17 protein-coding genes are annotated in these 22413 nt (G+C 37.4%); 15 read left to right on the top strand and 2 right to left on the bottom strand.

All coding sequences use genetic code 11. The features are described 5' to 3' along the window. Positions 1-15: 15 nt before the first annotated feature. The 4 genes from ALLST_RS0106600 (at position 16) to gpmI (ending at position 5627) form a co-directional block, all read left to right on the top strand. On the top strand, positions 16-756 hold the full coding sequence (locus ALLST_RS0106600) for an amino acid ABC transporter permease (RefSeq protein ID WP_019893342.1): 741 nt from the start codon (positions 16-18) through the stop codon (positions 754-756). Next, positions 753-1517: an amino acid ABC transporter ATP-binding protein gene (locus tag ALLST_RS0106595; RefSeq protein WP_019893341.1), complete on the top strand. Its 765-nt coding sequence runs from the start codon at positions 753-755 to the stop codon at positions 1515-1517. The genes ALLST_RS0106600 and ALLST_RS0106595 overlap by 4 nt, the downstream gene beginning before the upstream one ends. 510 nt (positions 1518-2027) lie before the next feature. Then, entirely contained in the window at positions 2028-3701 is a 1674-nt protein-coding gene (locus tag ALLST_RS11095) for a hypothetical protein (protein ID WP_019893340.1), read from the top strand. Between the two features lie 339 nt (positions 3702-4040). After that, positions 4041-5627: a 2,3-bisphosphoglycerate-independent phosphoglycerate mutase gene (gpmI, locus tag ALLST_RS0106585; RefSeq protein WP_019893339.1), complete on the top strand. Its 1587-nt coding sequence runs from the start codon at positions 4041-4043 to the stop codon at positions 5625-5627. A 407-nt stretch (positions 5628-6034) separates the two neighbouring features. On the opposite strand, the gene ALLST_RS0106580 is transcribed toward gpmI, so the two are convergent. After that, positions 6035-7798, bottom strand: a complete 1764-nt coding sequence (locus tag ALLST_RS0106580) for a hypothetical protein (RefSeq protein WP_019893338.1) — start codon at positions 7796-7798, stop codon at positions 6035-6037. 364 nt (positions 7799-8162) lie between these two features. On the opposite strand from ALLST_RS0106580, the gene ALLST_RS0106575 reads away from it, so the two are divergent. The 9 genes from ALLST_RS0106575 (at position 8163) to ALLST_RS0106535 (ending at position 19132) form a co-directional block, all read left to right on the top strand. After that, a complete protein-coding gene (locus tag ALLST_RS0106575) occupies positions 8163-8528 on the top strand; it encodes a thioesterase family protein (protein ID WP_019893337.1) in 366 nt (121 codons plus the stop codon). 429 nt (positions 8529-8957) lie between these two features. Continuing rightward, complete coding sequence (locus ALLST_RS0106570) at positions 8958-9200, top strand: hypothetical protein (protein ID WP_019893336.1); 243 nt, start codon at positions 8958-8960, stop codon at positions 9198-9200. Further along, positions 9197-10117: a Ppx/GppA phosphatase family protein gene (locus tag ALLST_RS0106565; RefSeq protein WP_019893335.1), complete on the top strand. Its 921-nt coding sequence runs from the start codon at positions 9197-9199 to the stop codon at positions 10115-10117. Before ALLST_RS0106570 ends, ALLST_RS0106565 begins: the two co-directional genes overlap by 4 nt. After that, complete coding sequence (gene ppk1, locus ALLST_RS0106560; RefSeq protein WP_019893334.1) at positions 10069-12192, top strand: polyphosphate kinase 1; 2124 nt, start codon at positions 10069-10071, stop codon at positions 12190-12192. The genes ALLST_RS0106565 and ppk1 overlap by 49 nt, the downstream gene beginning before the upstream one ends. Positions 12193-12915: 723 nt before the next feature. Further along, the gene (locus ALLST_RS0106555; RefSeq protein WP_019893333.1) at positions 12916-13503 is read left to right on the top strand and encodes a DUF6652 family protein; all 588 of its coding nucleotides are present in this window, start codon (positions 12916-12918) and stop codon (positions 13501-13503) included. Positions 13504-13559: 56 nt separating this feature from the next. Further along, on the top strand, positions 13560-14672 hold the full coding sequence (locus ALLST_RS0106550; protein WP_019893332.1) for a hypothetical protein: 1113 nt from the start codon (positions 13560-13562) through the stop codon (positions 14670-14672). Positions 14673-14752: 80 nt separating this feature from the next. Next, positions 14753-15211, top strand: a complete 459-nt coding sequence (locus ALLST_RS0106545) for a hypothetical protein (protein ID WP_019893331.1) — start codon at positions 14753-14755, stop codon at positions 15209-15211. Positions 15212-15297: 86 nt separating this feature from the next. Then, entirely contained in the window at positions 15298-16455 is a 1158-nt protein-coding gene (locus ALLST_RS0106540; protein WP_211215116.1) for a hypothetical protein, read from the top strand. A 745-nt stretch (positions 16456-17200) separates the two neighbouring features. Then, a complete protein-coding gene (locus ALLST_RS0106535; RefSeq protein ID WP_019893329.1) occupies positions 17201-19132 on the top strand; it encodes a 5'-3' exonuclease in 1932 nt (643 codons plus the stop codon). Positions 19133-19278: 146 nt separating this feature from the next. Here the strand turns inward: ALLST_RS0106535 and ALLST_RS11090 are convergent, their stop codons facing one another. Continuing rightward, positions 19279-19734: a VanZ family protein gene (locus ALLST_RS11090; protein ID WP_019893328.1), complete on the bottom strand. Its 456-nt coding sequence runs from the start codon at positions 19732-19734 to the stop codon at positions 19279-19281. 360 nt (positions 19735-20094) lie between these two features. On the opposite strand from ALLST_RS11090, the gene ALLST_RS0106525 reads away from it, so the two are divergent. After that, the gene (locus ALLST_RS0106525; protein WP_019893327.1) at positions 20095-21414 is read left to right on the top strand and encodes a TrkH family potassium uptake protein; all 1320 of its coding nucleotides are present in this window, start codon (positions 20095-20097) and stop codon (positions 21412-21414) included. A gap of 56 nt (positions 21415-21470) precedes the next feature. Continuing rightward, entirely contained in the window at positions 21471-22160 is a 690-nt protein-coding gene (locus tag ALLST_RS0106520; protein ID WP_019893325.1) for a potassium channel family protein, read from the top strand. Positions 22161-22413: the final 253 nt, after the last annotated feature.

Raw genomic sequence — 22413 nt, 5'->3', positions numbered from 1 at the left:
GGAAATTAATACATTATGCAAATTGACTGGTCATATGCCTGGAGCGCATTGCTCAAAAATTGGCCAATGTTCTGGTATGGAGTAAAAGTTACCATCGCCTTTGCGATTGTCGGGACCGTCTTTGGATTTTTAATTGGATTAATCATTGGTGCAATTCGTGCCATTCCAATGGATCCACTCGATTCCACTTTTGTTAAAGGATTAAAGAAATTTGGTCGTTGGATTACCGGATTCTATATTTGGGTATTCCGCGGAACACCAATGATGATCCAGGCCGCCTTTATTTATTATTTATTACGTCCTGTTTTAAACTGGAACCCAATCACAGCTGGTTTTGTGATTATCTCCATTAATACAGGTGCCTACATGGCAGAAATTTTAAGATCTGGTATTCAATCCGTAGATGCCGGACAGCTTGAAGCATGTAAATCTATGGGAATGAGCAACTTCCAAGCAATGATCTATGTTGTCTTCCCACAAGCAATTAAAAATACATTCCCAGCAATTGGAAACCAATTAGTCGTTAACTTAAAAGACTCTTGTATGATGAACGTTATCTCCGTTACGGAATTGTTCTTCCAGGCTTCTTCTATTGCGGGAAGTAATATGCGATTTGTTGAAATCTATTTCGACACAGCGATTATTTACTTGATCTTAACTACATTAACAACAGCGTTGTTAAACTTCATTGAACGAAAAATGTTAAGGGATAAGGAAGAAGAAAAGAAACCAATCTTCCGGGAGATGTCAGCATGAGTCAATCCATCATCCAAGTCGAACATTTAAAAAAGAGCTTCGGAAGTCAAGAAGTATTACACGACATTGATTTCTCGATCGAAAAAGGAGAAGTTATCTCCATTATCGGTTCCTCTGGATCAGGTAAATCGACACTTCTTCGCTGCATTAACTTATTAGAAATCCCTGATTCTGGTTCGATTCGATTCCATGATCAAGATATTCTTAACTCTGGACTGAAGCCAACAGATTACCGTACAAAAGTCGGTATGGTGTTCCAAAACTTCAACCTCTTTGCGAATAAAAACGTATTAGATAACTGCGTTTTAGGACAAAGAAAAGTATTAAAACGTTCTAAAGAAGAAGCAATTCGCATTGCCAAAGAACATTTAGAAAAAGTTGGTATGTCGGATTTCTTATCTAAACCTTCTACAAAATTATCAGGTGGACAAAAACAACGTGTTGCGATTGCCCGTGCTTTATCCATGGATCCTGAAGTTTTACTTTTCGACGAACCAACTTCCGCATTAGACCCAGAAATGGTCGGCGAAGTATTAGACGTTATGAAAGGTCTAGCAAAATCTGGATTAACAATGATCGTCGTGACCCACGAAATGCAGTTTGCCAAAGACGTATCAACACGTGTGATCTTCATGGATAAAGGTGTAATTGCCGAACAAGGAACGCCTGATGAAGTGTTCAATCATCCAAAGAACCCAAGAACAAAACAATTCTTATCTCGTTTTTTGGAAAGCACACAAGCAAATCAAACTGAAGAATAGTCATGCGATTGACTGATCTTTTAAAACAATTCATAAAATACAATCAAAAAGCAGAAGAGAAAGACAAATAACTGTCATGATCTTCTGCTTTTTTTACTAAAGATGCTCGCTTTAAAATGACGTTTTATAGGGTAAACAATAAATTATGGCTCTTCAATACAAGTGAGAATGACTCGCATGATGAATGAAAAAAGCATGAATTTTATGTATAAGCTTCAAGAAAAATACAGACATAAAAAATGAAATCTTGTAAAATAAAATTGATTTATACACGTTAAAACAAAGTAAATATACGTAAAAAGGAATTGACAGTCATGTTGAATAAACGCTACTCTGAGACAGACAGACAGACAGACAGACAGACAGACAGACAGATTAAGTCTGTACTTTTTACGTGCAATTCAATCAAGTTATATCGGCCTAGAGTCACAACAAGAAAGTGGTTCTAGGCCTTTTTGCGTGTATAGAAAATTGAATGGATGAAAAAATCCATAATAGAAAGGGTACAAGATGAATAAGAAAAGAATGAGTGCGATGTTAGGGAGTCTAACTGCCCTATGCATGACATGCACAACAATGTCTAATGCGATTGTATTTGCGCAAGATAATACGTTTGAAGTTATCAATGAAAATGCAAACGTTTTAAATGAAACAGATCCGAATAAAATCTTTGAAGGTAAAGAGGAAGCTTTAACAGTTTTCTATAATGGAGAATATTTTAATAATACCCCAGAAAACGGTTGTGACGGTGCTCTTGAAAAGGCACTTATAGCTGCATTCAAAGATCAAACAACGACTGGTGTTAAAGAAATCCACTGTAGACCTGGTAAGGATGTTGGAAAAATGACTCATGGTCATGTAGCTGATGATTTGATCATTCATGGTAACGGTGCCTATGTAAGTTCAGGTGAACGCGATTTAGAGGTTGATACCTATAAATTTAGTCGAACAACTGGTGCTGAAGATAATGCTAATGGACAGTATTTAGAAAAAGACATTACTGTTACTGTTAATGATCTGGATGGCGTTGCTGCATGGGGAGAAAGACATACAACGCATAACATTACATTAAACTTTAATAACTGTAAAAACATGCAACGTGTTTATGTTTCTCAAAGAGAAGTGATAGATAAAGTTGGTGACGTTAATATTAATCTTACAAATTGTAGTTTTGTTGGTGATCCTCTTGATCAAGATGGCAAGAATTATCCTAATGCAAACTTGGGTACAACAATCTATAGCAATTACAATGGAACAATTAATGTTGAAGGCTGTGAATTTAAAAATATCGATGTAGCTTTCAATATGAATCACAAAGTCGAAGGCGAACAAACTGTTAATATTAAGGACACAGAATTTACTGATTGTGGTTTAGCTACTAAAAACGGCACAGAAACATATGCTGCTCCAATCCGTATTGTGGCTAAAAAGGGAGCAACGTCCAATCTTTCTGTAGAAAACTGTGAGATTACTTATAGTGAAGGAAAATCAAATTGTGGAAATGGCGATATCTTATTAGGAGATGGCCGTCATGATGCTTCACAAACTCAAGGAACCGTAACACTAACGATGTCTGACACTAAAGCGGACGTTATGGCTCAAAAAGCAGGATATTATCAAACTGGTGGAAAAACAAATCCGGACAATGCGACAACAACAACAGTTCAGGAAAATGAAGTTGTTGACAAACAAGAAGTGACTGCTGACAAAGAAGTTGCAACAAAACCTGCACCTACTTCTGGTTCTGGCGGAGGCGCTACTGTTCAACTAAACCCAGTTTATCGTGCTTATAACCCAAACAATGGTGAACACCTTTATACATTAGATGAAAAAGAATATAAACATGTAGCAAGTGTTGGATGGGATGCTGAAGGCGTTGCATTCATGGCTGAAGAAGAACAGAATGGTCAAGCATTATATCGTGTCTACAATCCAAATAGCGGATTACATCATTACACATTAGATGAAAAAGAGAAAAATACTCTTGTTTCATTCGGTTGGCATGATGAAAAGGTTGCATGGTATACATCTAAAAAACCACAGAGTGCTCCAGTCTTCCGTGTTTATAATCCAAATGATGGAAACCATCATTACACAATGAATAAACAAGAAAAAGATGTATTAGTTTCCTATGGTTGGCAGGATGAAGGATTAGCCTTCCGTACAGCACCTATTGAAAAATAAAATTTTGATTTAAAGCGATCAAATTAAAATGAATGGTCTAAACCATTCAAGAATAGAATCCAAAGATGTCTGGTCATATTGATTGGGCATCTTTTTTAATTCAATAAGGGAATAGAGTGACTTGAAATGGGATCACAAATAAGAAACGAGAGTCGTTTAAACGAGATTAGATTGTCTTTAGATTTCAGCTTTCAAAATTGAATTGCTTTCATATGTATGTTTTTCTTTGTTTTGATCAGTAGCTTTGAATAATGGCGTGAATCAGGTGTTTTGAGTTTTCGATTGTTCGTGAAATGTTTATAATAATAATGATCTGAAATTCGAAGGAGGAATTTTTTAATGGCAAAGAAACCAGTAGTACTCGTTGTCATGGACGGTGTTGGTATCAACGATAACGTTTTAGGCAATGCAGTTAAAATGGCTTATAAACCACATTTAGATGAACTTTGGGAAAACTGCCCACACACTCAATTAAGAGCACATGGTTTAGCAGTTGGTCTTCCAACTGATGATGACATGGGAAACTCTGAAGTTGGACACAACGCAATTGGTTCTGGTCAGATTTATTCTCAAGGCGCTAAGCTGGTCAACGAAAACATTGAATCTAAAGAAATGTTTAACTCTACAGCTTGGAAAGAATTAGTACAAAACGTTAAAGATCATGCTTCTACTTTACATTTCTTAGGCTTATTGTCCGATGGAAATGTTCACTCTCATATTAATCATTTAAAAGCTTTAATCGAACAAGCTAAAACTGAAGGTGTAAAACGTGTTCGTTTACACGTTTTATTAGATGGACGTGATGTTCCTGAAACTTCTGCATTAACATACATCGATGAAATCGAAAGCTTCATGGCTGGATTAAACGATGCGAACTTTGATGCCCAAATCGCATCTGGCGGTGGACGTATGAAAATTACAATGGACCGTTATGAAGCAAACTGGCCAATGGTTGAAGAAGGATGGAAAATCCATGTTCGTGGTTTAGGAAGACAATTCCACACAGCAACTGAAGCAATCGAAACTTACCGTAATGAAACGGGTGTAGTTGACCAAGATTTACCAGGATTTGTTTTAGTGGATGAAGCAGGACAACCAAAAGGAACAATTGATGATAACGATTCTGTAATCCTCTTTAACTTCCGTGGTGACCGTGCGCAAGAAATCTCTTTAGCATTTGATGGCGATGAATCTTTCAATAAATTTGACCGCGTTAAAGTACCAGCAGTTAAATTTGCCGGAATGTTGCAATATGATGCAGATGCTCAGATTCCAAAGAACTACTTAACTGAACCACCAAAAATCCACTACACTTTAACTGAACAATTAGTTCAAGCTGGATTAAACGAATATGCAATTTCTGAAACTCAGAAATATGGTCACGTGACTTATTTCTGGAACGGAAACCGTTCTGCTAAATTCGACGAAAACCTCGAAACTTATGTAGAAATCGAATCCGATGTTATTCCATTCGAACAACGTCCATGGATGAAATCTGCTGAAATCACAGATCAACTTTGCGAAGCAATCCGTTCTGGAAAATATGACTTCTTAAGAACTAACTATCCAAACGGTGACATGGTTGGTCATACAGGAAGCTTAGAAGCAACTGTTGTTGGTGTTGAAGCCGTTGACTTAGCATTAGGTCGTGTATTAGAAGCAGTTAAAGCTGTTGATGGTGTTCTGTTAATTACAGCTGACCATGGTAATGCTGATGAAATGTATGAAAAACAGAAAAAACCAGGTGCTCCATTAAAAGCTAAAACTTCTCATACATTAAACCGTGTTCCATTTATCGTTTACAACTATGATTGCGAACTTAAACAAGATGACGATTTAGGTTTATCCAACATCGCAGCAACAGTTTGCGAAATCTTAGGTGTTGAACCAAACGAACACTGGAGAGATACAATCATTAAACACTAATTGAAGTGATGCATTGAAAACATGCGTTAAAATTTAATGAATGTCATAAAAAGCACGTCATTTTAAAAATGCCGTGCTTTTTTAAAGATTATTTAAGAAAACTGTGCTTTAATACTTTAAGGAAGATAAGCGCTTTGATGGGGGTCAAGCTTATCTTCCTTTTCTATATCTATAAAAAGACAAGTTCAACGACCATATTCTTTGGTGGAAAGAACTTGTCTTTTTTTGATCACAACGAAATTTATTTTGGCCTTTTTTGATTCGAGAAACGAGAAAGTTGTTTTTTATAGATGATGGACCAGCAATGTTTTGAGGATTGTAGAATGATCATTTGGATCAACAACTTAAAGAAAAGCTCCAATCTACAACTGTAAATTGGAGCAGAATCATTGAACAAAATTGCTTGACTATTTCTTTTTTGAAGAATCAAGGAATTGGCGAATTCCTTTTTTCGTTGCTTTTGCGATGAGAACACTTCCTTCTTTCAATCGCTCACCTAAAGGTTGTTCATCTTCATCGACGTCTTCAAGAGGATCTTCTTCAGTAATTTCAAACGAATAATTTGAATAAGGATTTCCTTGATCATCAAATTCATCGTTCAGATCAGAATTGTTTTTGCGAATTTCCTCAAGGCTATAAGCCGGTTTGAGCACAAAGAATAAGATGCCATAGCGAAGTAATTCTAAACCGATAAAGTAGAGGAAGACTTTATTGGAGTACGTAATCGTTTCACTTTGATGGAATTGCCAAAGCATCCATCCGCCAAAGCCAATGAATACGATTTGAACAAAAGTCGAAAGATAAATCGCTTTTTTGACACCAGGTTGTTTTAGGTACAAAAAGAAAATCACCGGAGTCCAAATGGCGGCAGTTAGGATACTAAGTGTGAACATTAAGTTTAAAGCAAAGACGTTTGTGTTATCGATCGAAACAAAATGGTTTTGAAAGATATGCACAAGAGCAGGAAAGAGAATCAATTCTCCAAATACACAAATAGCGATATGCAGGGCAATTCGTGGATAACGAGCGGAAAGCGTTCGTCTATGTTCTTGTTCGAGTTGGCGTCTAGTTCGCGCAGATTCAAGACTGTTACCTTCCATGTCGAGCGGAATTTGCGGTTGAACGCGAATCGCTTCTTCATTTTCGACATCTTGTTGTAAGTAGGAAGATTGAATATCCGCTTGATTGTAGTAATCTTGTTGTCCATATGGATCATCATCGACATAGTCATCATAGCCATTTGCGTCAAATTGATCAGGTTGACTATATTGTGGCGGATAATAACGATTGTTATTCTCATAATCGGTAGAAGCGGAATACCCATATCCGCTTTGTGTATAACCATCGTTATCATATTCATTAGCGTAAGGGTCAGAATACTCATTGGCATAGCCGTTGTCGTATTCATCATCATATTCGTCATATCCATAGCCCTCATTGTTGTAAGACTGATATTGTGGGGCGTTTGGATAAGGTTGATCATACCCATCACGATAGTTCGTTCCATAAGGTGTGGAATAAGGTGGGTTATATCTTTGATCATATGGGTTGGAGTAGCGACGATCATCTTCATATTCATTGATATAGCGATCGTCATATCTTGGTGAATAAGCGCTTGGATCAGTATAGCGATCATCATATCGTGGATCATATGGGTCTTGATAGCCGCTTTGTTGATCAGCTGGAGTTTTCCATTTTTGACTTCTTCGATCGTTCTTGGAAACGGTGATCGTTTTATCAAAGAAGATCTTGGCGTACCAAGAATGTCTTAACCATTTATTTAGCCACAATAATAAGGCGTTGCGCACCATTTCTAGTGCGGCCCATAACCCAAAGACTAAAACGTATTCAGGGAGTAAAAAGACCGAATAAATTAAGTAGCCGACAAAACCAAATTGGGCAAGAATCCCAATGATTAATAAATATCTTGTCGCTGGCTTTCCTGAGGAAAGTGCAAAGAAGATCAACATCCAAACGACCATCTCAATGATCATGGCCAACAGATAATAGATCGTAAATTGCGGTGGTCGTGGGAATATTGGTTGATCTAAAAGGAAATAGACAGCACCAGGCCATATTGAGATCACAAGGTAGGTCAGAATTAAAACGATAGCGACTCGTCGTTTTGCTTTTTTGAATAGACGGATGTCATTTTGTTGTTGTTTGTCCATGCTTAAAGCTTAAACAAAATTAATGTGAAATCAAATCAGACGATGGAAATGATTCGAATTTTACTCTTTTATAAAAGCTTACAGACTTTCTGATCAAGAATAAAAAATAAGAATGATGAATGAATTTTTCTTGGAATTTGGATCTCATGATGAATTTAAACGAAGCAAGCTATAGGCAATGAATCAGAGGTCAATAAGGATTTGAATCAGTTTATTTTGACAAATGATTCTCGCTTTTTTATAGAGAAAACAAAACGATGGAAAATCGTAGAGGTTCACCTTAAAATATAAACAAACCATACAAATCATTAGAAAAATGTTCGTAAGATTGAATGGGAAAAGAAAGAAGAAATGAGGATTCACAATGAAAATGTATTCTATTTTATATCATGAAGTACAACCAGAAAATTTGGCTGTAACAATGCACAGCGGAGATTTAGAAGTACTTGCTACACCACAAATGATTGCTTGGATGGAAGAAGCGTCTTGCAAAATCACAAACTGTGATGAAGGAATGACAACAGTTGGTATTTTGATGAATGTGACGCACGATGCGCCAAGTGCATTGCATGCTCGTGTTCGTGTTGTCAGTGAACTCGTTGAACAAAATGGAAAAATTTATACATTCAACGTTTCTGCTTGGCAAGGTGAAAAATGTTTAGGTAAAGGCGTTCATAAACGAGCAACGGTAAACGCAAAACGTTTTATGGAAAAACTCCACCAAAACTAATCTAATCATAAGATCAAGATCAAATGAAATAGAGCAGTTATATGCTCCACAGGACAAAATAAGACATCCCCAGCACGCTAATTTGCGATAGGCTGGGGTTTTTGTTTGCCCAGATTTTACATACATTTCACATGAGTGTGAACTTATATTTCACAATGCAACGTTATAGTGAATCTCGAATATAGAAAATAGAGCTATTATGAAGGTTCGATCGAAACGAAAAAGGATGACAAAAAACAAGTCATCTATCTTATCAAGATTGTGAAGACTTTTGCTATCGTTCATTTTCAATCCATGTCGCAAACCTTATTTGTAGCTTGAGTGCCTAAACAAACAAGATCATGTTTTGCAGGTGATTTCCTATCATTCCAAGGAATTTTTCACTCAGTGAAAAATCCAATTTGAATAAGCAGAAGTGGGGGAACGACAATGACATATAAAACAATCGTGATCGACTATGCGCACAAAGCAAAAAAATTGGCCGTAGCCATTGAAAAAACTGCAAATGAACGGGCCAAAGAAGGATGGGAACTCGTGACTTTCTCGCTGACACAGTCCGATAAGGCTATTTTACTATTTTGTGTGCCTGATGATCTCCAGCAAGAACAAAGCATGGATCAAGAAGTTTTTGCACAAAAGGAATCTGATGAAACTTACGGAGATGTTCAATGAAGCAAGCCATTATAGATATCGGTTCCAACTCCATGCGTCTAACGCTTTATGATATCGAAGATGAAAACTTCAAAATTCTATTTCGCGAGAAAGTGATGACCGGACTTGCTGGTTATGTAGAAGATGGAAAGCTAAGTACTGAGGGAATTGAGTGCGCTTGTGCTGGACTTTTGAATTTTAAAAGTATTCTAAAGACTCTTGAAATCAAAAATGTCAGCGTTTTTGCGACTGCATCTTTGCGTAATATTTCGAACACCGATCAAGCCTTATCCGCCATTTTCAAGGCGACCGGTTATTTGGTAGAAGTCATTTCTGGTGAGGATGAAGCGTTATTTGGTTATGCCGGCGCCATGCAACAACTCCACATGAGTGGTGGTGCATTCATGGATGTTGGTGGGGCAAGTACAGAAATCGTGACGTTTGAAGAGGGAAAACCAGTAGATTTTGCCAGCTTTCCGGTGGGTTCATTAAGTTTATACCGTCGTTGCGTCAAAAGAATTCTGCCTGGGGAAGGTTCCTTAAAACGCCTACGTCAAGAAATATCCAATGTGATTGATGTGGATAAAGACAAAATAACACCAAGAGCGCAACTTGTTGGTGTTGGAGGGACAGCTCGTGCTGTTCTCAAATTGGCACGACGTTATTACAAACTCGCCAACGATTGCAACTGCATCACTGCCCAGCAACTAGATGGCCTTTGTACATTTCTTTGTAGCGGAAAAAAAGAGGCTAGCGATTTGATTTTACGTTTAGAAGCCGATCGGATTCACACGCTACTACCAGGACTTTTGATTTTGCAATATGTGTTCAAGCTATTTAAAGCAGAACAACTCGTTGTCAGTCAATATGGAGTCCGGGAAGGATATTTATGTCAAAGAATACTCAAAAATATCGATATACCCAAAACCGCGAACTAAGCTGGTTACGTTTTAATCAGCGCGTTCTTGAAGAGGCAGCGGATCAAGACGTTCCGGCCTTGGAACGCTTAAAATTTATTTCTATTTTCTCCAGTAACTTAGACGAGTTTTTCATGGTACGTGTCGGATCTCTATTTGATCTTGCCCATATGACACCAGATGATACCGACAGTAAAACAGGTTGGACACCATCCAACCAATTGCGTCACATTTACCATACGATTCCAGGACTTTTGACGATGAAAAAGCAGATCTATACTGCTGTCATGGAAACGTTAGGTCAAAACGGAATCCAGGATGTTTCAATAGAAACACTGAATTCGGATGATCTAAAACAAGTGAATCGCTTTTTCAAAAAAGAACTTCTTCCTATTCTTTCTCCTATTTTGATCGGTCCAAACCATCCAGTACCGCATTTGGTCAATAAACGAATGAATGCTGTGGCAATGTTAAAAAATAAAAAAGGCGAACGCGCTGTCGGGATCGTACCAGTTCCCGCTCATGTATCACCTTACTTATTGCTTGAAGATGGGATGCGTTATGTCCGTACAGAAAATATCTTATTGCATTGGCTACCCTCATTATTTGATGCTTATACGGTCAAAGAAAGTTGTATTCTAACGGTCACTCGTAATGCCGATATTAGTTTTGATGATGAAAAATTCGAGGATAACGAGGATGATTTCCGTCGTCAAATGAAAAAACTGCTCAAGCAACGAGATCATCTTTCCGTTGTACGATTAGAATTAAGCACTCAAGTATCATCGGATTTCCAAAAACTATTATCCGGTATTGCCCGCGTGGAAAAATATCAAATTTTTGTCGACTCTACGCCCCTCAACATGGGTTATGTATTCAAGTTAGTTGGCGATTTGCCTAAAGAACTGTCGACGCGATTGTTATATCCAACTTATCGTCCTCGTTGGGCCGAGGATTTAAAACATGATCAGCCGATAATGCCGCAGATTCAAAAGAAAGACCGACTATTGTTCTATCCTTTTGATTCCGTTGATCCTTTCTTACGCCTTTTAAACGAAGCAGCGGATAATCCACATGTATTATCGATCAAAATCACCATTTACCGATTAGCTTCTTCTTCAAAAATTGCCCAGACACTTTGTCGTGCTGCGGAGAATGGAAAAGAAGTATTAGTTTTGATGGAACTTCGTGCCCGCTTTGATGAGGAAAATAACCTTTTATGGTCCAAGATGTTAGAGGAATCTGGTTGTCAGGTTATTTATGGAACGGAAGGTTACAAATGCCACAGTAAGATTTGTTTGATTACATTACGCAACCATAACAAGACAACTTATTTGACACAAATTGGGACAGGAAACTACAACGAAAAAACCAATGCGATGTATACCGATTTAAGCTTAATGACAACGGATCAGACGATTGGTGAGGATGCAGCAGCATTTTTCCGCAATATGCTCGTCAATAAGCTAGATGGTGAATATCAAAAATTGTGCGTATCTCCTTTTGGCATTAAAGAGATGTTATTGAAAAATATCGACCGCCAAATTGCCTTAGGAAAAGAGGGTTACATTTGCATTAAAACTAACTCTGTTACCGAACGCAATATTATCGACAAATTAGCTCAAGCCTCACAAGCAGGTGTAGAAGTGCAACTCATTGTGCGGGGAATTTGTTGTATTTTGCCAGGGGTAGTTGGCGAAACAGAACGTATTCATGTCACGAGTATTGTCGGTCGCTTTTTAGAGCATAGCCGTATTTATCAATTCGGCCGGGGCGAACAAGCTGAATATTATATTTCTTCGGCCGATCTTATGACCCGCAACTTAAACCATCGTGTCGAAATTGCTTGCCCAGTACAAGATGCACAGATTAAAGAACAACTCAAATGGATTTTAGATGCGCAATTACATGACACAGCAAAAGCGAGCTTGATCTTACCGGATGGGACATATTGCCGAAAACATAGTGCCGTCCCATTTGATTCACAGAATTATTTTATGGAACAATCCCCACATATCCCGGTTGAGCCTTCGCAAAAGCCGGAAAAACTATCTCAACGCATTAAGCAATGGTTTTCTGATGTGTTCAATGGATAAATTGAAAATTCAACGTTGAGGACTTTTTGTTCTGGATGATTTAAAGATAGGAAAGGTTAAAGATCATGAACTTTCGAATTTTCCAAAAGATCCAAAAAATGAAATAGACTTTTCGTTTTTTAGACTAAAACTCAAGACCATATTCAATCGGAGAATTTACTCCGATTTTTTTTATTGGTCGATACAACATAAGAAAAAAGAGTGGTTTTGAGCAATGCCGAATTCTATAAATGAGCTTGGTTTCAGAATGGAAAAAAGTGGATTTGAAGAAAAAAATTTCGATGCGAATTGTTAGATTTCTAAAGACGAAAAAGAGGGGGCAATGATATAATTCTTGCATATAAATATGACAATTTGACCATATATATGGGTGTGCAAATAAAAATCATACGATGACGAGAAATCCATAGCCAATTTTTGGCATCACTTCTCTTTCTAGAGCTGCATGCCTGATTAATGATCATTTTTTTTCTTCCGAAATGATATGGATTGTTGTTGTACGCATTGCACTGTTTGTTTTCTGTTTTTTGCCCATTTAAACCATGAACGCTCGCGAATAAAGAAACTTAACCACTATGTTGTGGTTGATCATATCCTTGAAAAAATAAAACAAGAATTGGATCATTTTACGCCGAATTATTTAATTTTGGACTTGTTCTTTTTTTCCATTAGCTTGATCTAGTTAGCTAAATGACGAATTTAGCATAGAAAGGCGGTGACACAATGACTTATCTTTTCCCGATCCTTTATCTTATTGTGTCTTATACGTTCTTCCTTTTGGCAGGATGTTTTGATAATAGAATCGCATTACAATTTTTATCGCTCCTTTTGCCTTTTATCATGAGCATTGTCAATTTGATTGTTGTACTAACCATTGGCAGAAAGTGGCCGCGAAAGACGTTGTTGAATTGCACTTTGATCATTAAATATGGATTGATTCCGTTCTATTTAATTGGTGGAAGTGCAACGATATTTGTAACTTTAATGGCATTATTTCCGTTGCCTTTAATGGCATTGTTTGGATTGTTCACCGTCTTCTTTTTAATGTTTGGATATGGAATTTTATTAGGAGCGGCGCCTTATTCTATCGCTTATCTTATCAAGTCATACCAAGATGGGATCCATCCAAAATGGTTAGTTATTGTAGCAGGGATTTGTCAGTTCTTCTTTTTTTTTGATGTACTGATCATGATGGTTTTGACATTCAAGGAACGATATAAAGTGAAAACGACGATTGCGGTATTCTGCGCGATGTGCCTAGCAATTTTGTTGATCATACTTTATGTAGCCATAACAATGGCTAGAACTTAATGGATATTTAAATTGAATAAAATAATTGGAATAAACATCAGAAAGGATTTTCGCTTATGAAAAAACAATGGATTGCATATACGACAAATAGTCTCTTGATTTGTAGCATGTTAGTCGGTTGTAGTTCAAAACCGCAACCAACGACTGAAACAAGCGTGGGAAATGATCAAGGTTGCACAGATAAAGCAATTTTATCGCAACTAAAAAACGATGGGACACCTGAGTTTGTACTTGAAGGGACTTATTACACGCTTCCTTTGGAAGCAAGCAAGCTCATTGATGCAGGTTGGAGTTTGGAAACAGAACAATATGATGCGCAAGATGTTTCTTTGCAACCTGGCGAACGCATATATGGGGAACTAACAAAAGGCGATCAAAAAATTGATGTCGCAATCGTAAATGATGGGGCAGAACCATGTAATCCGGCGCAGGATGGAACGGTAATTGAGCTCGAATACTCTGCCGATAAGAATTTGCCTAATCCTGATTTCTTTGTGACGATCAATGGAATCAATTGCGCAATGTCCAATGAAGCTTTACAAAAAGCATTGGAAGGCGTAGAGGGATATGCATTGAATTCAGCAGGAAATATCGACATCAATCAGACAATGGATGAGGATGAAATTGCGACTTATAAAGTGATTTTGTCTGATGACTTCACAGCAGTCACACTTGCTTCAGATAATATTTTTGAATTCAAAGATTATCAGCCACAAGAAATGAAAGAACAACAATCGAATGAAAAGATTGCCGCTTATAAAGAAACGACAAAAGCGGAAATGGAACCCTATGCGCAGGATTTCAACGCCATTGTCGAAGGATTTGATGAAGATCTTAGTGTTGGCTTCTACAGTGAAGGGACTGTATGGGGCGAAGAAGTTGCTGAATATAAATTGATTGCGGGAACGCCACTGGCTAGCGATGTCTCTCTTTATGTCGTAGAAGATCAATCTGGTCAGCTTTATTGCGTGAACAACCAAATATTGAATGAAGATGGTACTGTGAGCACGGCGATTGAACTTCAAGAAGGCGATCAGATTAAAGTTTGGGGCTATGCATCTCAGTATCTAGAACTACAAGAGGGCCTGAAAATTATTGTGGTTCAACCAGGCATGATTGAATGCAATGGCAAATTGGAAATTTTAGATCAGAATCTGCGAGTAGACTGATGATTTTGAGCGCTGTAGGCATCGATCAAAGGTTTCATTCAACATTTTTTAACTTTCAACAATAATTAGGAGAAATGATTATGCTTACCATGAACGAAAAAGATAAACATGAAATGCTAGAAGCTATATTGGACGAAAATGAATCATATCAATGCAAATTATGGGCAGTCATTATGGCTGGAGCAGATACCTATGCACTGATCGGAGGACTTTCTACACTGACGAAAGGAGCTGCAGCTGCCTTAGGCGCATTAAGCAATGCTTATTGCTATATGGGGCTAACAGAGAAACATCTGAATATTGTCATTGTAAATTCTATCGATGTGTCTAGCATTGAAAATCAACTCTCTCTTCCTTTGAGTAGTATCACAAAAGCGGAAGTCAAAGGTGGACTATTACCAGGAAGAAAAGTTGCCATGCTTTATTTTGGAAAAGATAAGATGAAAATTTCTTTGATGAATCATGCGATTGGCTCAGATATTCAAAATCAGAAAGAGAATGTTGGAAAGTTCTGCCAGGTTGTTTCTAAACTTGGATAATAGGCTAGAGATTTTATAGGAAAACAACGAAGATGGAAAATCGAAAAATTTCAAAAAAAACAATATTGAAGATAGTAGGGGCACTTTTGGCTCTGGCTTATTTGGGATTTTGTCTCTATGCAGGGATTAGTGGAAAATTTTTAAGTATGCATCAAGAAGTGCATGTGATGCATTTTGGTGAATTGAAAATTTGGGTCTCCGGTGGTCTTTGTGCGATAATGCTTTTCTCTTATTTTACGATCTCGATTCGTAATGATTTGATTTCGGATCATACAAAGAAAAATTCATTTTTGCCCTATTTTCTGACTTTGATTTTGCCTGCGATTTTGATCATATTGCTAGAATCGTATCTTGATATAGGCTGGATCGGAATTGCTCTTTATGCAGGGATTGCAGTATTTCTTTTTGGAATTGCTTGGATTCCTGAAATATTGAATCGACTGATTACGCGCCAACTTTTACGTGATGAGTCGATGAGCGGGAAACAACAAGTCCAGATCATTGAGTGGATTCATTTTCATCCGCTCAAAAAGTTGTTCGTTTTTGGACTTTGGGGTTTTGGTGTTGTCTTGGTTTTACGAGGAATTTGGGTGATTGCGACCGGAACAATTGAAATAGATGGCGGGCTAGTCTTCTTTTTATTTGGCACTGCAGTTCTAGTTGTCGCCCTGTTTTCAAAGATGAGGCGTTATGTGTTCGGTTCTTATCAAAACATTCCGGTATTGAATCGAATTTTGAATCAGGAACAATTGGAAACACTATTAGATGGAGAGTGCTTTGAACGAGTAGAGTTTGAAGATGAAGGAATGAATCAATATTTGGAAATTTACCAAAGCCAAAATTGGATGCTCATTGGCGGCAAGTTACTCTCAAAAAAATTGGCTCTATGGTATAAAATGAATCGCTATAATAGCCATTCTATCGTTCAAATCCTTTATCTAAATGGGAAAGTTGCTAAGGCAAAAGTAGATCTACCGATCCATGAATCTCGCTATATTGAGTTTGGTGCGGTATTAAAACAATTGATTGGATATGAAGGTGCACTAAAACTGTATGAAAAAGAAGAACAGATGGCTCAAAAATTTGAGTCTTATTTTCCAGAACAAACTTCTGAACAAGAGCGCATCATTACTTTTTTGAATCAAGATGCAACCGCAATTCGACAGGATTATATTCAGACTTTTTCTGCAGACGCAAATCTTCCAAAGAAAAAACAAAATAATCGGAAACGTAAATTCAAGTAGAAATTAGATTTTGATTATTTATGATTTGTGATTATACAAGGCAAGGGGAAAAGCCCCTTGCTTTTTGTATGGAGTGAAAAATTAAAAATATGAGCTTGCTCACTTTGTTTTACGATTTGAAAGGAAAAAACAAAGACAATGGGGCGTTTGAGTTTGAAGCGGATTTCTTTTGTTTCTAGAAACTTTCTTGTAATATAAATAATCGCAGTCCTTGTTCAGTATATTCATCCAATGTGATTGATCGGATTGAACACAAATTTGGTTGTATTCTTTTTGATTGAATATGCAAAAAGAAATGAGACTCAATCCAAAATAGAATATGTACACATTCGAAATATAAACGCAATGTGATGTACACTCTTTTGTTTGAATGGGATGAATGAAGATTTTTTATTCATCAAAAATGATGAAGAAAAAATTACGACTTTTAATAGAAAAAAACAGGACTGGATCAAGACAAATTATTTTATTTGAACGAAACCAAACGCATTCAATTTAACCTTTAATCAGAATGGCAGTCTGAATTTCAATCCGAATCTCTAGAAGAGTTCACGAGATTCATGCTTGTTAAATATTGAATTTGTTCGCTTGAAAGCATATTGATATCCACGAACAAATTGAATCGTGATTTAAACTATTTTTCATTTGTACATAGATGATGTTGATCTAACGTTTTTCTATGGTCCTTTTTGAATGCTTTTTTACTTTGGAATCGTTTCTATGAGTTTTAGGAGAGAAAGATTCAGTGAACAACAATCGAAAAACATTTATGTTGATTGTCGATGGATCGTCCTTATTAGCAACGAGTTATTATGCTTCTTTGCCGCGGGCGATTCGAAAAGAAAAAGACGATGAAAAAAAAGAAGAACTCTATCCAACATTGTTAAAAAATGATGGCAATGGCCACTATTGTAATGCATTAGAGTTATTCTTCCATACATTATTTACCATTATGACGTTTCAACGTCCGAGTCATTTAGTCGTCTGTTGGGATGCGGGAAGAAATACATTCCGCAAAGAACTTTGGCAATTATATAAATCCAATCGCCAAAGTACGCCGACTCCTTTACGCCAACAATTTGAACTCGCTTATGAGATTTGCGACCAATTAGGCATTGCCCAAGTTCGCGATTCCCGGTATGAAGCGGACGATTTTGCGGGAACGATTGCTTCAAAGATGAGTTCGCAAATTCCCGTGCGCATTTATACACGAGATAAAGATTATTTCCAATTGATCAACGATCGCGTCAAAATTTGGTATGGAATGGCGGATTTGAAGAAAGTCAAAGAATGGCGCAAAGTGCACCATATGCCACCTTGCCTGCCTTCCCGTGTCGTGCTCATTGATCGCCATGTGCTAAAAAAAGAATTTGGCTATTATCCTGAATCCGTGCCGATGATTAAATGTTTATTCGGGGATGCTTCGGATAATATTCCAGGCGTTTCGGGAATGGGAGAAAGTCGTTCCATTAAACTTGCGGCGCATTATGCTTCTTTAGATGAACTGTATCAAGATGTTGAACACGCAAAATCGAAAAACGAACGAAAAAATCTCAATCGTTTATGGCGTTCTTGGGGAATTTACGTTTCTCCTTATACGGCATTAACCAAAAAAGCGACCCAAGATCGCAAGTCGGCTAAAGAGATGGCGCAGATTTGTTACACATTAGGGAAAATTCGTACGGATTTGGATTTGGAAGATTGTTTTGAACAAGGCTTAACGTTAGATCAGTTTGCTTGCTACTTTGATGCCGATCAAATTGATGCGACGCTTAAAAATTATGCGATTGATCTCAAGATTGCGCACAATAAAATGAAATCTTCTGAACGCCATGCCAAAGCACGTATGTATGATGAATATAAAGAAGCAAAATCGCCAAATAAAAAGAAATCAGCAAATACAAATGGCAAGGCTATTCCATCATCAAAAATAACGAACAATGCAGAAAAGCGAAAATCAAACGCTAAACAAAAAGAAGCGCCAAGTGCAGAGCAACCATCTAAACAAGCAAAAAGAAAACCAGCGAATACGAATACACTGGATATAAAGCAAGAATCTTTACCAACCAATGTTCGTAAGCCGCGTCAACAACAAATCGCAATTGATTTTGATCTCGAATTAGAGAAGATGTTTTCGATGACAATTGCCAATCGTGATCAAATTATGGAAGACAATTGGCGGATTCAAGAAGATAGACCAGATCAGAACAATCTGAATTCTCGTTCGTCTTATGCAAAACCAAAGCCAAAACGACAACACACTCAAAATGGAACAGGAAAACCAAAAACAAATCCTTATTCCAAACCAAAAGTCAATTCCATCAAACAACCCTATCGAGGTAAACGGACGCAAGCGCCAAAAGGAAATCAACAAAACGATGTATCCAAGCTTGATTCTACGTCAAACAACGCAACATCAAGTCCAGCTTCAAAAGCCAGTCGCAAAGATCATGGCCAGAACAGAGCAAATCAGACCCATCAGAAAAAAGGTCAAAACCCACGTTTAAAAGCGAATCGTCCCAATACAGATCGCCAAAATGCATCAAGAACGAATCGCAATGGCCAATCATCGCGTTCAAACCAAGCGCCAAAAAACAAACGAGCACAAACCAACCGCAAATATTCAAATCAAGCGAAAACAAAGCCAGTTTCCAATCAGGCACAAAAAGAAAATTAAGATCGATCCCTTTTCATCGACATACTCTATGAGATGTCGTTAAAAGGGATTTTTTTGTTCTTTACTCAGAAAAAAATCCAATCCGAATCTTTATAAAAGAAAAGATAGGGATTGGAGAAAAATCATGATTTATGTTTTAAAACAATTTATTGTGCGTTATTGGTTTTGAAGAAATGAGTATGCAGCCAAAGAGTACAGCTCGTTGCCAAAATTGCACCGAAAGTATCGAGACAAACGTCGAATAATTCACCACTTCGACCCGGCACAAATGTTTGATGCCATTCATCACCAGCCGCAAACAAAAAGCACATCAAGATCGAAATCCAAAAACAATGGCGTAAAGATAGATTGAGGGTGCAAAGGAAGTTAGTCCAACAAAGTCCCATACATGCGTAAATGGAAAAGTGAGCGAGCTTACGAATGATTTTTTGCGTGGTCAAACTATCTACGATTTGAAAATAATTTAAAACAAAACCACTTTGGCTTGCAGATTTTGCGCCGGGCTGACTGGAAAAATAAAAGATCAGCGCATCGATACTTAAAATTAAGACAAGCCAGAATAGCGATTGAAAGGAAAAGTTGGCTTTGATTTTTTCTGACATGTCTTAAGCTTATCAAATAAAAGAAAAAGGCGAAATACAGAGTGAATAGGCAAGAAGATAAAAGCACTTGAAGGTTAATATACAATTAAAATTGTATTTGAAGTAGAGAAACTGTATGCGTATCGGATACATTCGGAATATAAATGTTTAAAAATAAACCTTGAAACCGGATTCTTTAGGACATTTTTATGCTTGTGATGACTTTCTTTATTTGACCTATTGAAGATAAACGTAAAATGGCAAAAAATAGAGGACAAGCAAATCAGATATGAAGATTTCATGTCGGTTTGACTGAGAAAATAGAAATGAAAAGTAAATGGGATTGGTCTAATACAAGATCAATCGAACTAAGGAATGAATATGATTTCTAGACTTTTTAACCGCTGGTTTGTGAAAGCTGCACCAGCAAGACTCGTGACCACAGGCTTTATTAGCGTAATTTTAGCAGGTGCTTTTTTATTGTGGCTTCCAATTTCACAACTTCCTGGTGTACGGATTTCTTTTTTAGATGCTTTATTCGAATCAACAAGTGCTGTTTGCGTAACAGGCTTAACCGTCGTACCACCAGGAGATACGTTCAATTTGTTTGGCAAGATCGTATTGGCCATCTTGATTCAAATTGGGGGCATGGGGGTAATTTTGATGGGGATGTTCCTCATCATGATTACTGGTCGTAAAGTTGGTTTTAAAACGCGATCTTTATTTATTGCTGCCCAAAACTTATCAGCTGGATATACGCACTTAATCGATATTGCAAAAACGATTGTGATCATCACATTTAGTATTGAAGCGGTCGGAGCAATAATTTTAGGTCTTTGTTTATTGAAATACTTTGATCCATTACAAGCGTTTGGTCATGCGGTATTCTTAGCAGTCTCCGCATTTAATAACGCCGGATTCGATGTGTTCCATGGCAGTGCCTCATTAATCCCATATAGCGACAATGTCGTGTTCTGTTTAACGATTACGTTTTTAGTTATTATTGGGGGATTTGGCTTTTTGGCACTATGCGATATTTGTAGAAATCGGTTTAAATGGAAAAAATTCTGTTTATCCACAAAAGTCGTGGTCTTTATGACGAGCTTACTTTTGATTTCGGGAACGGTCTTATTTAAATTGATGACAAATCAAACGTGGCTTGAATCATGGTTTCAATCGACCATTGCGCGTACAGCCGGATTTGCCTCTTATCCATTAAGCTTATTTTCTCCGGGCGCTTTGTTGATCTTTATTGTCTTGATGTTTATCGGGGCAAGCCCAAACTCAACAGGTGGTGGGATTAAGACGACAACAATCTTTGCCTTGACGCTCAAAGCATTCTCCTCTTCAGCAGGACATGATCAAAATAGCTTTTTTCATCGTAGAATCCCAGAAATTATCTTTACTAAAGCAAGTACCGTGTTCTTCTTTGGACTTGGCGTTGTGGTGATTGGCACAATTTTGATTTCAGCATCTCAACCGGGTCTGACGCTTGATGCCATCTTAACGGAAGTTGTCAGTGCATTTGCGACAGTTGGCTCCTCGGTCGGGATTACCTCAACATTAAATACATTTTCGAGATGGGTGATCATCTTCTGTATGTTAATTGGTCGTGTCGGTACAGTGACGATTGCCAATGCTTTAGTTGTTGGCGACAGCAAGAGATCTGAATACACAGAAGAAACGATCTTGATTGGATAAGATGAATCGTGATTCAATAAAATAAATCGAAACGAAACACAAAGGTGGAAATGAGTATGAAGTTTACTACAAAAAAAGGGAAACCCCGTAAAACATATGCCGTAATTGGCCTAGGCCGTTTTGGTTCAGCGGTCGCAAGAACATTGGCAGAAAATGGTCAAGATTTAATTATTGTCGATCGTGATCCTGATCGCGTCAGAGAACTGAGATGTCTTACTGACTATGCTTATGTGATTAGCCACTTAGATCAAGCAGCATTAGAAGAAATTGGCGTTGGCGATTGCGAAGTAGCCGTTGTCGCAATTGGTAGTGCCATTGATGCCAATATCCTCGCTTCTTTGTATTGCTTAAATCTTCATGTCCCACGCGTTATTGCTAAAGCAAACTCGAAAGACCAAGGTCAAATTTTAGAAAAGATTGGTGCCGAAGTTATTTATCCAGAAAAAGATATGGGTATCCGCCTTGCGAACCAGCTTTCTAACCAAAAAGTAATTGATTACTTCTCTGTATCGGGAAATATCGATATTGCGCAAATTAGTATTCCTAAATTCTTTATTGGGAAAAGCTTGCAAGATCTTGCTTTACGCAATCAATATGGCATCTCCGTTGTTGCGATTCAAAAACAACGTCAAACGATCGAAGAAATCGATCCAAGCTATCGCTTTGAAGCGGATGATATCGTAATTGTGATTGGCTCTAACGAAAATATTCATAACTTTGAACGAATTGTCGCTAATGAAGACTAAACCATTTAATTCAGCGATATATCAACGACAATAAGCAATAATTGGCTTGTTGTCGTTTTCTTTTGGATTGATCAGTCAATCTTTTAATGTTGTTTTTAATTTTGTTTTTGACTTTATTTGTTATGTATATAAAACAGTAAAAACGAGGATCGAATCCGCAAGTTATGCAGGCTAGATCGATCGAGAGGAAATTGTGAAATTATCTTGATTTCAAGCGATTGGTCGTGTTCGTGGTAAAATAGGAAATTATTAG

The organism is Allobaculum stercoricanis DSM 13633 (assembly GCF_000384195.1).
Lineage (GTDB): Bacteria > Bacillota_I > Bacilli_A > Erysipelotrichales > Erysipelotrichaceae > Allobaculum > Allobaculum stercoricanis.
Note: the sequence above shows the minus strand (reverse complement) of the source record. Positions and strands in the feature narration are given on the sequence as shown.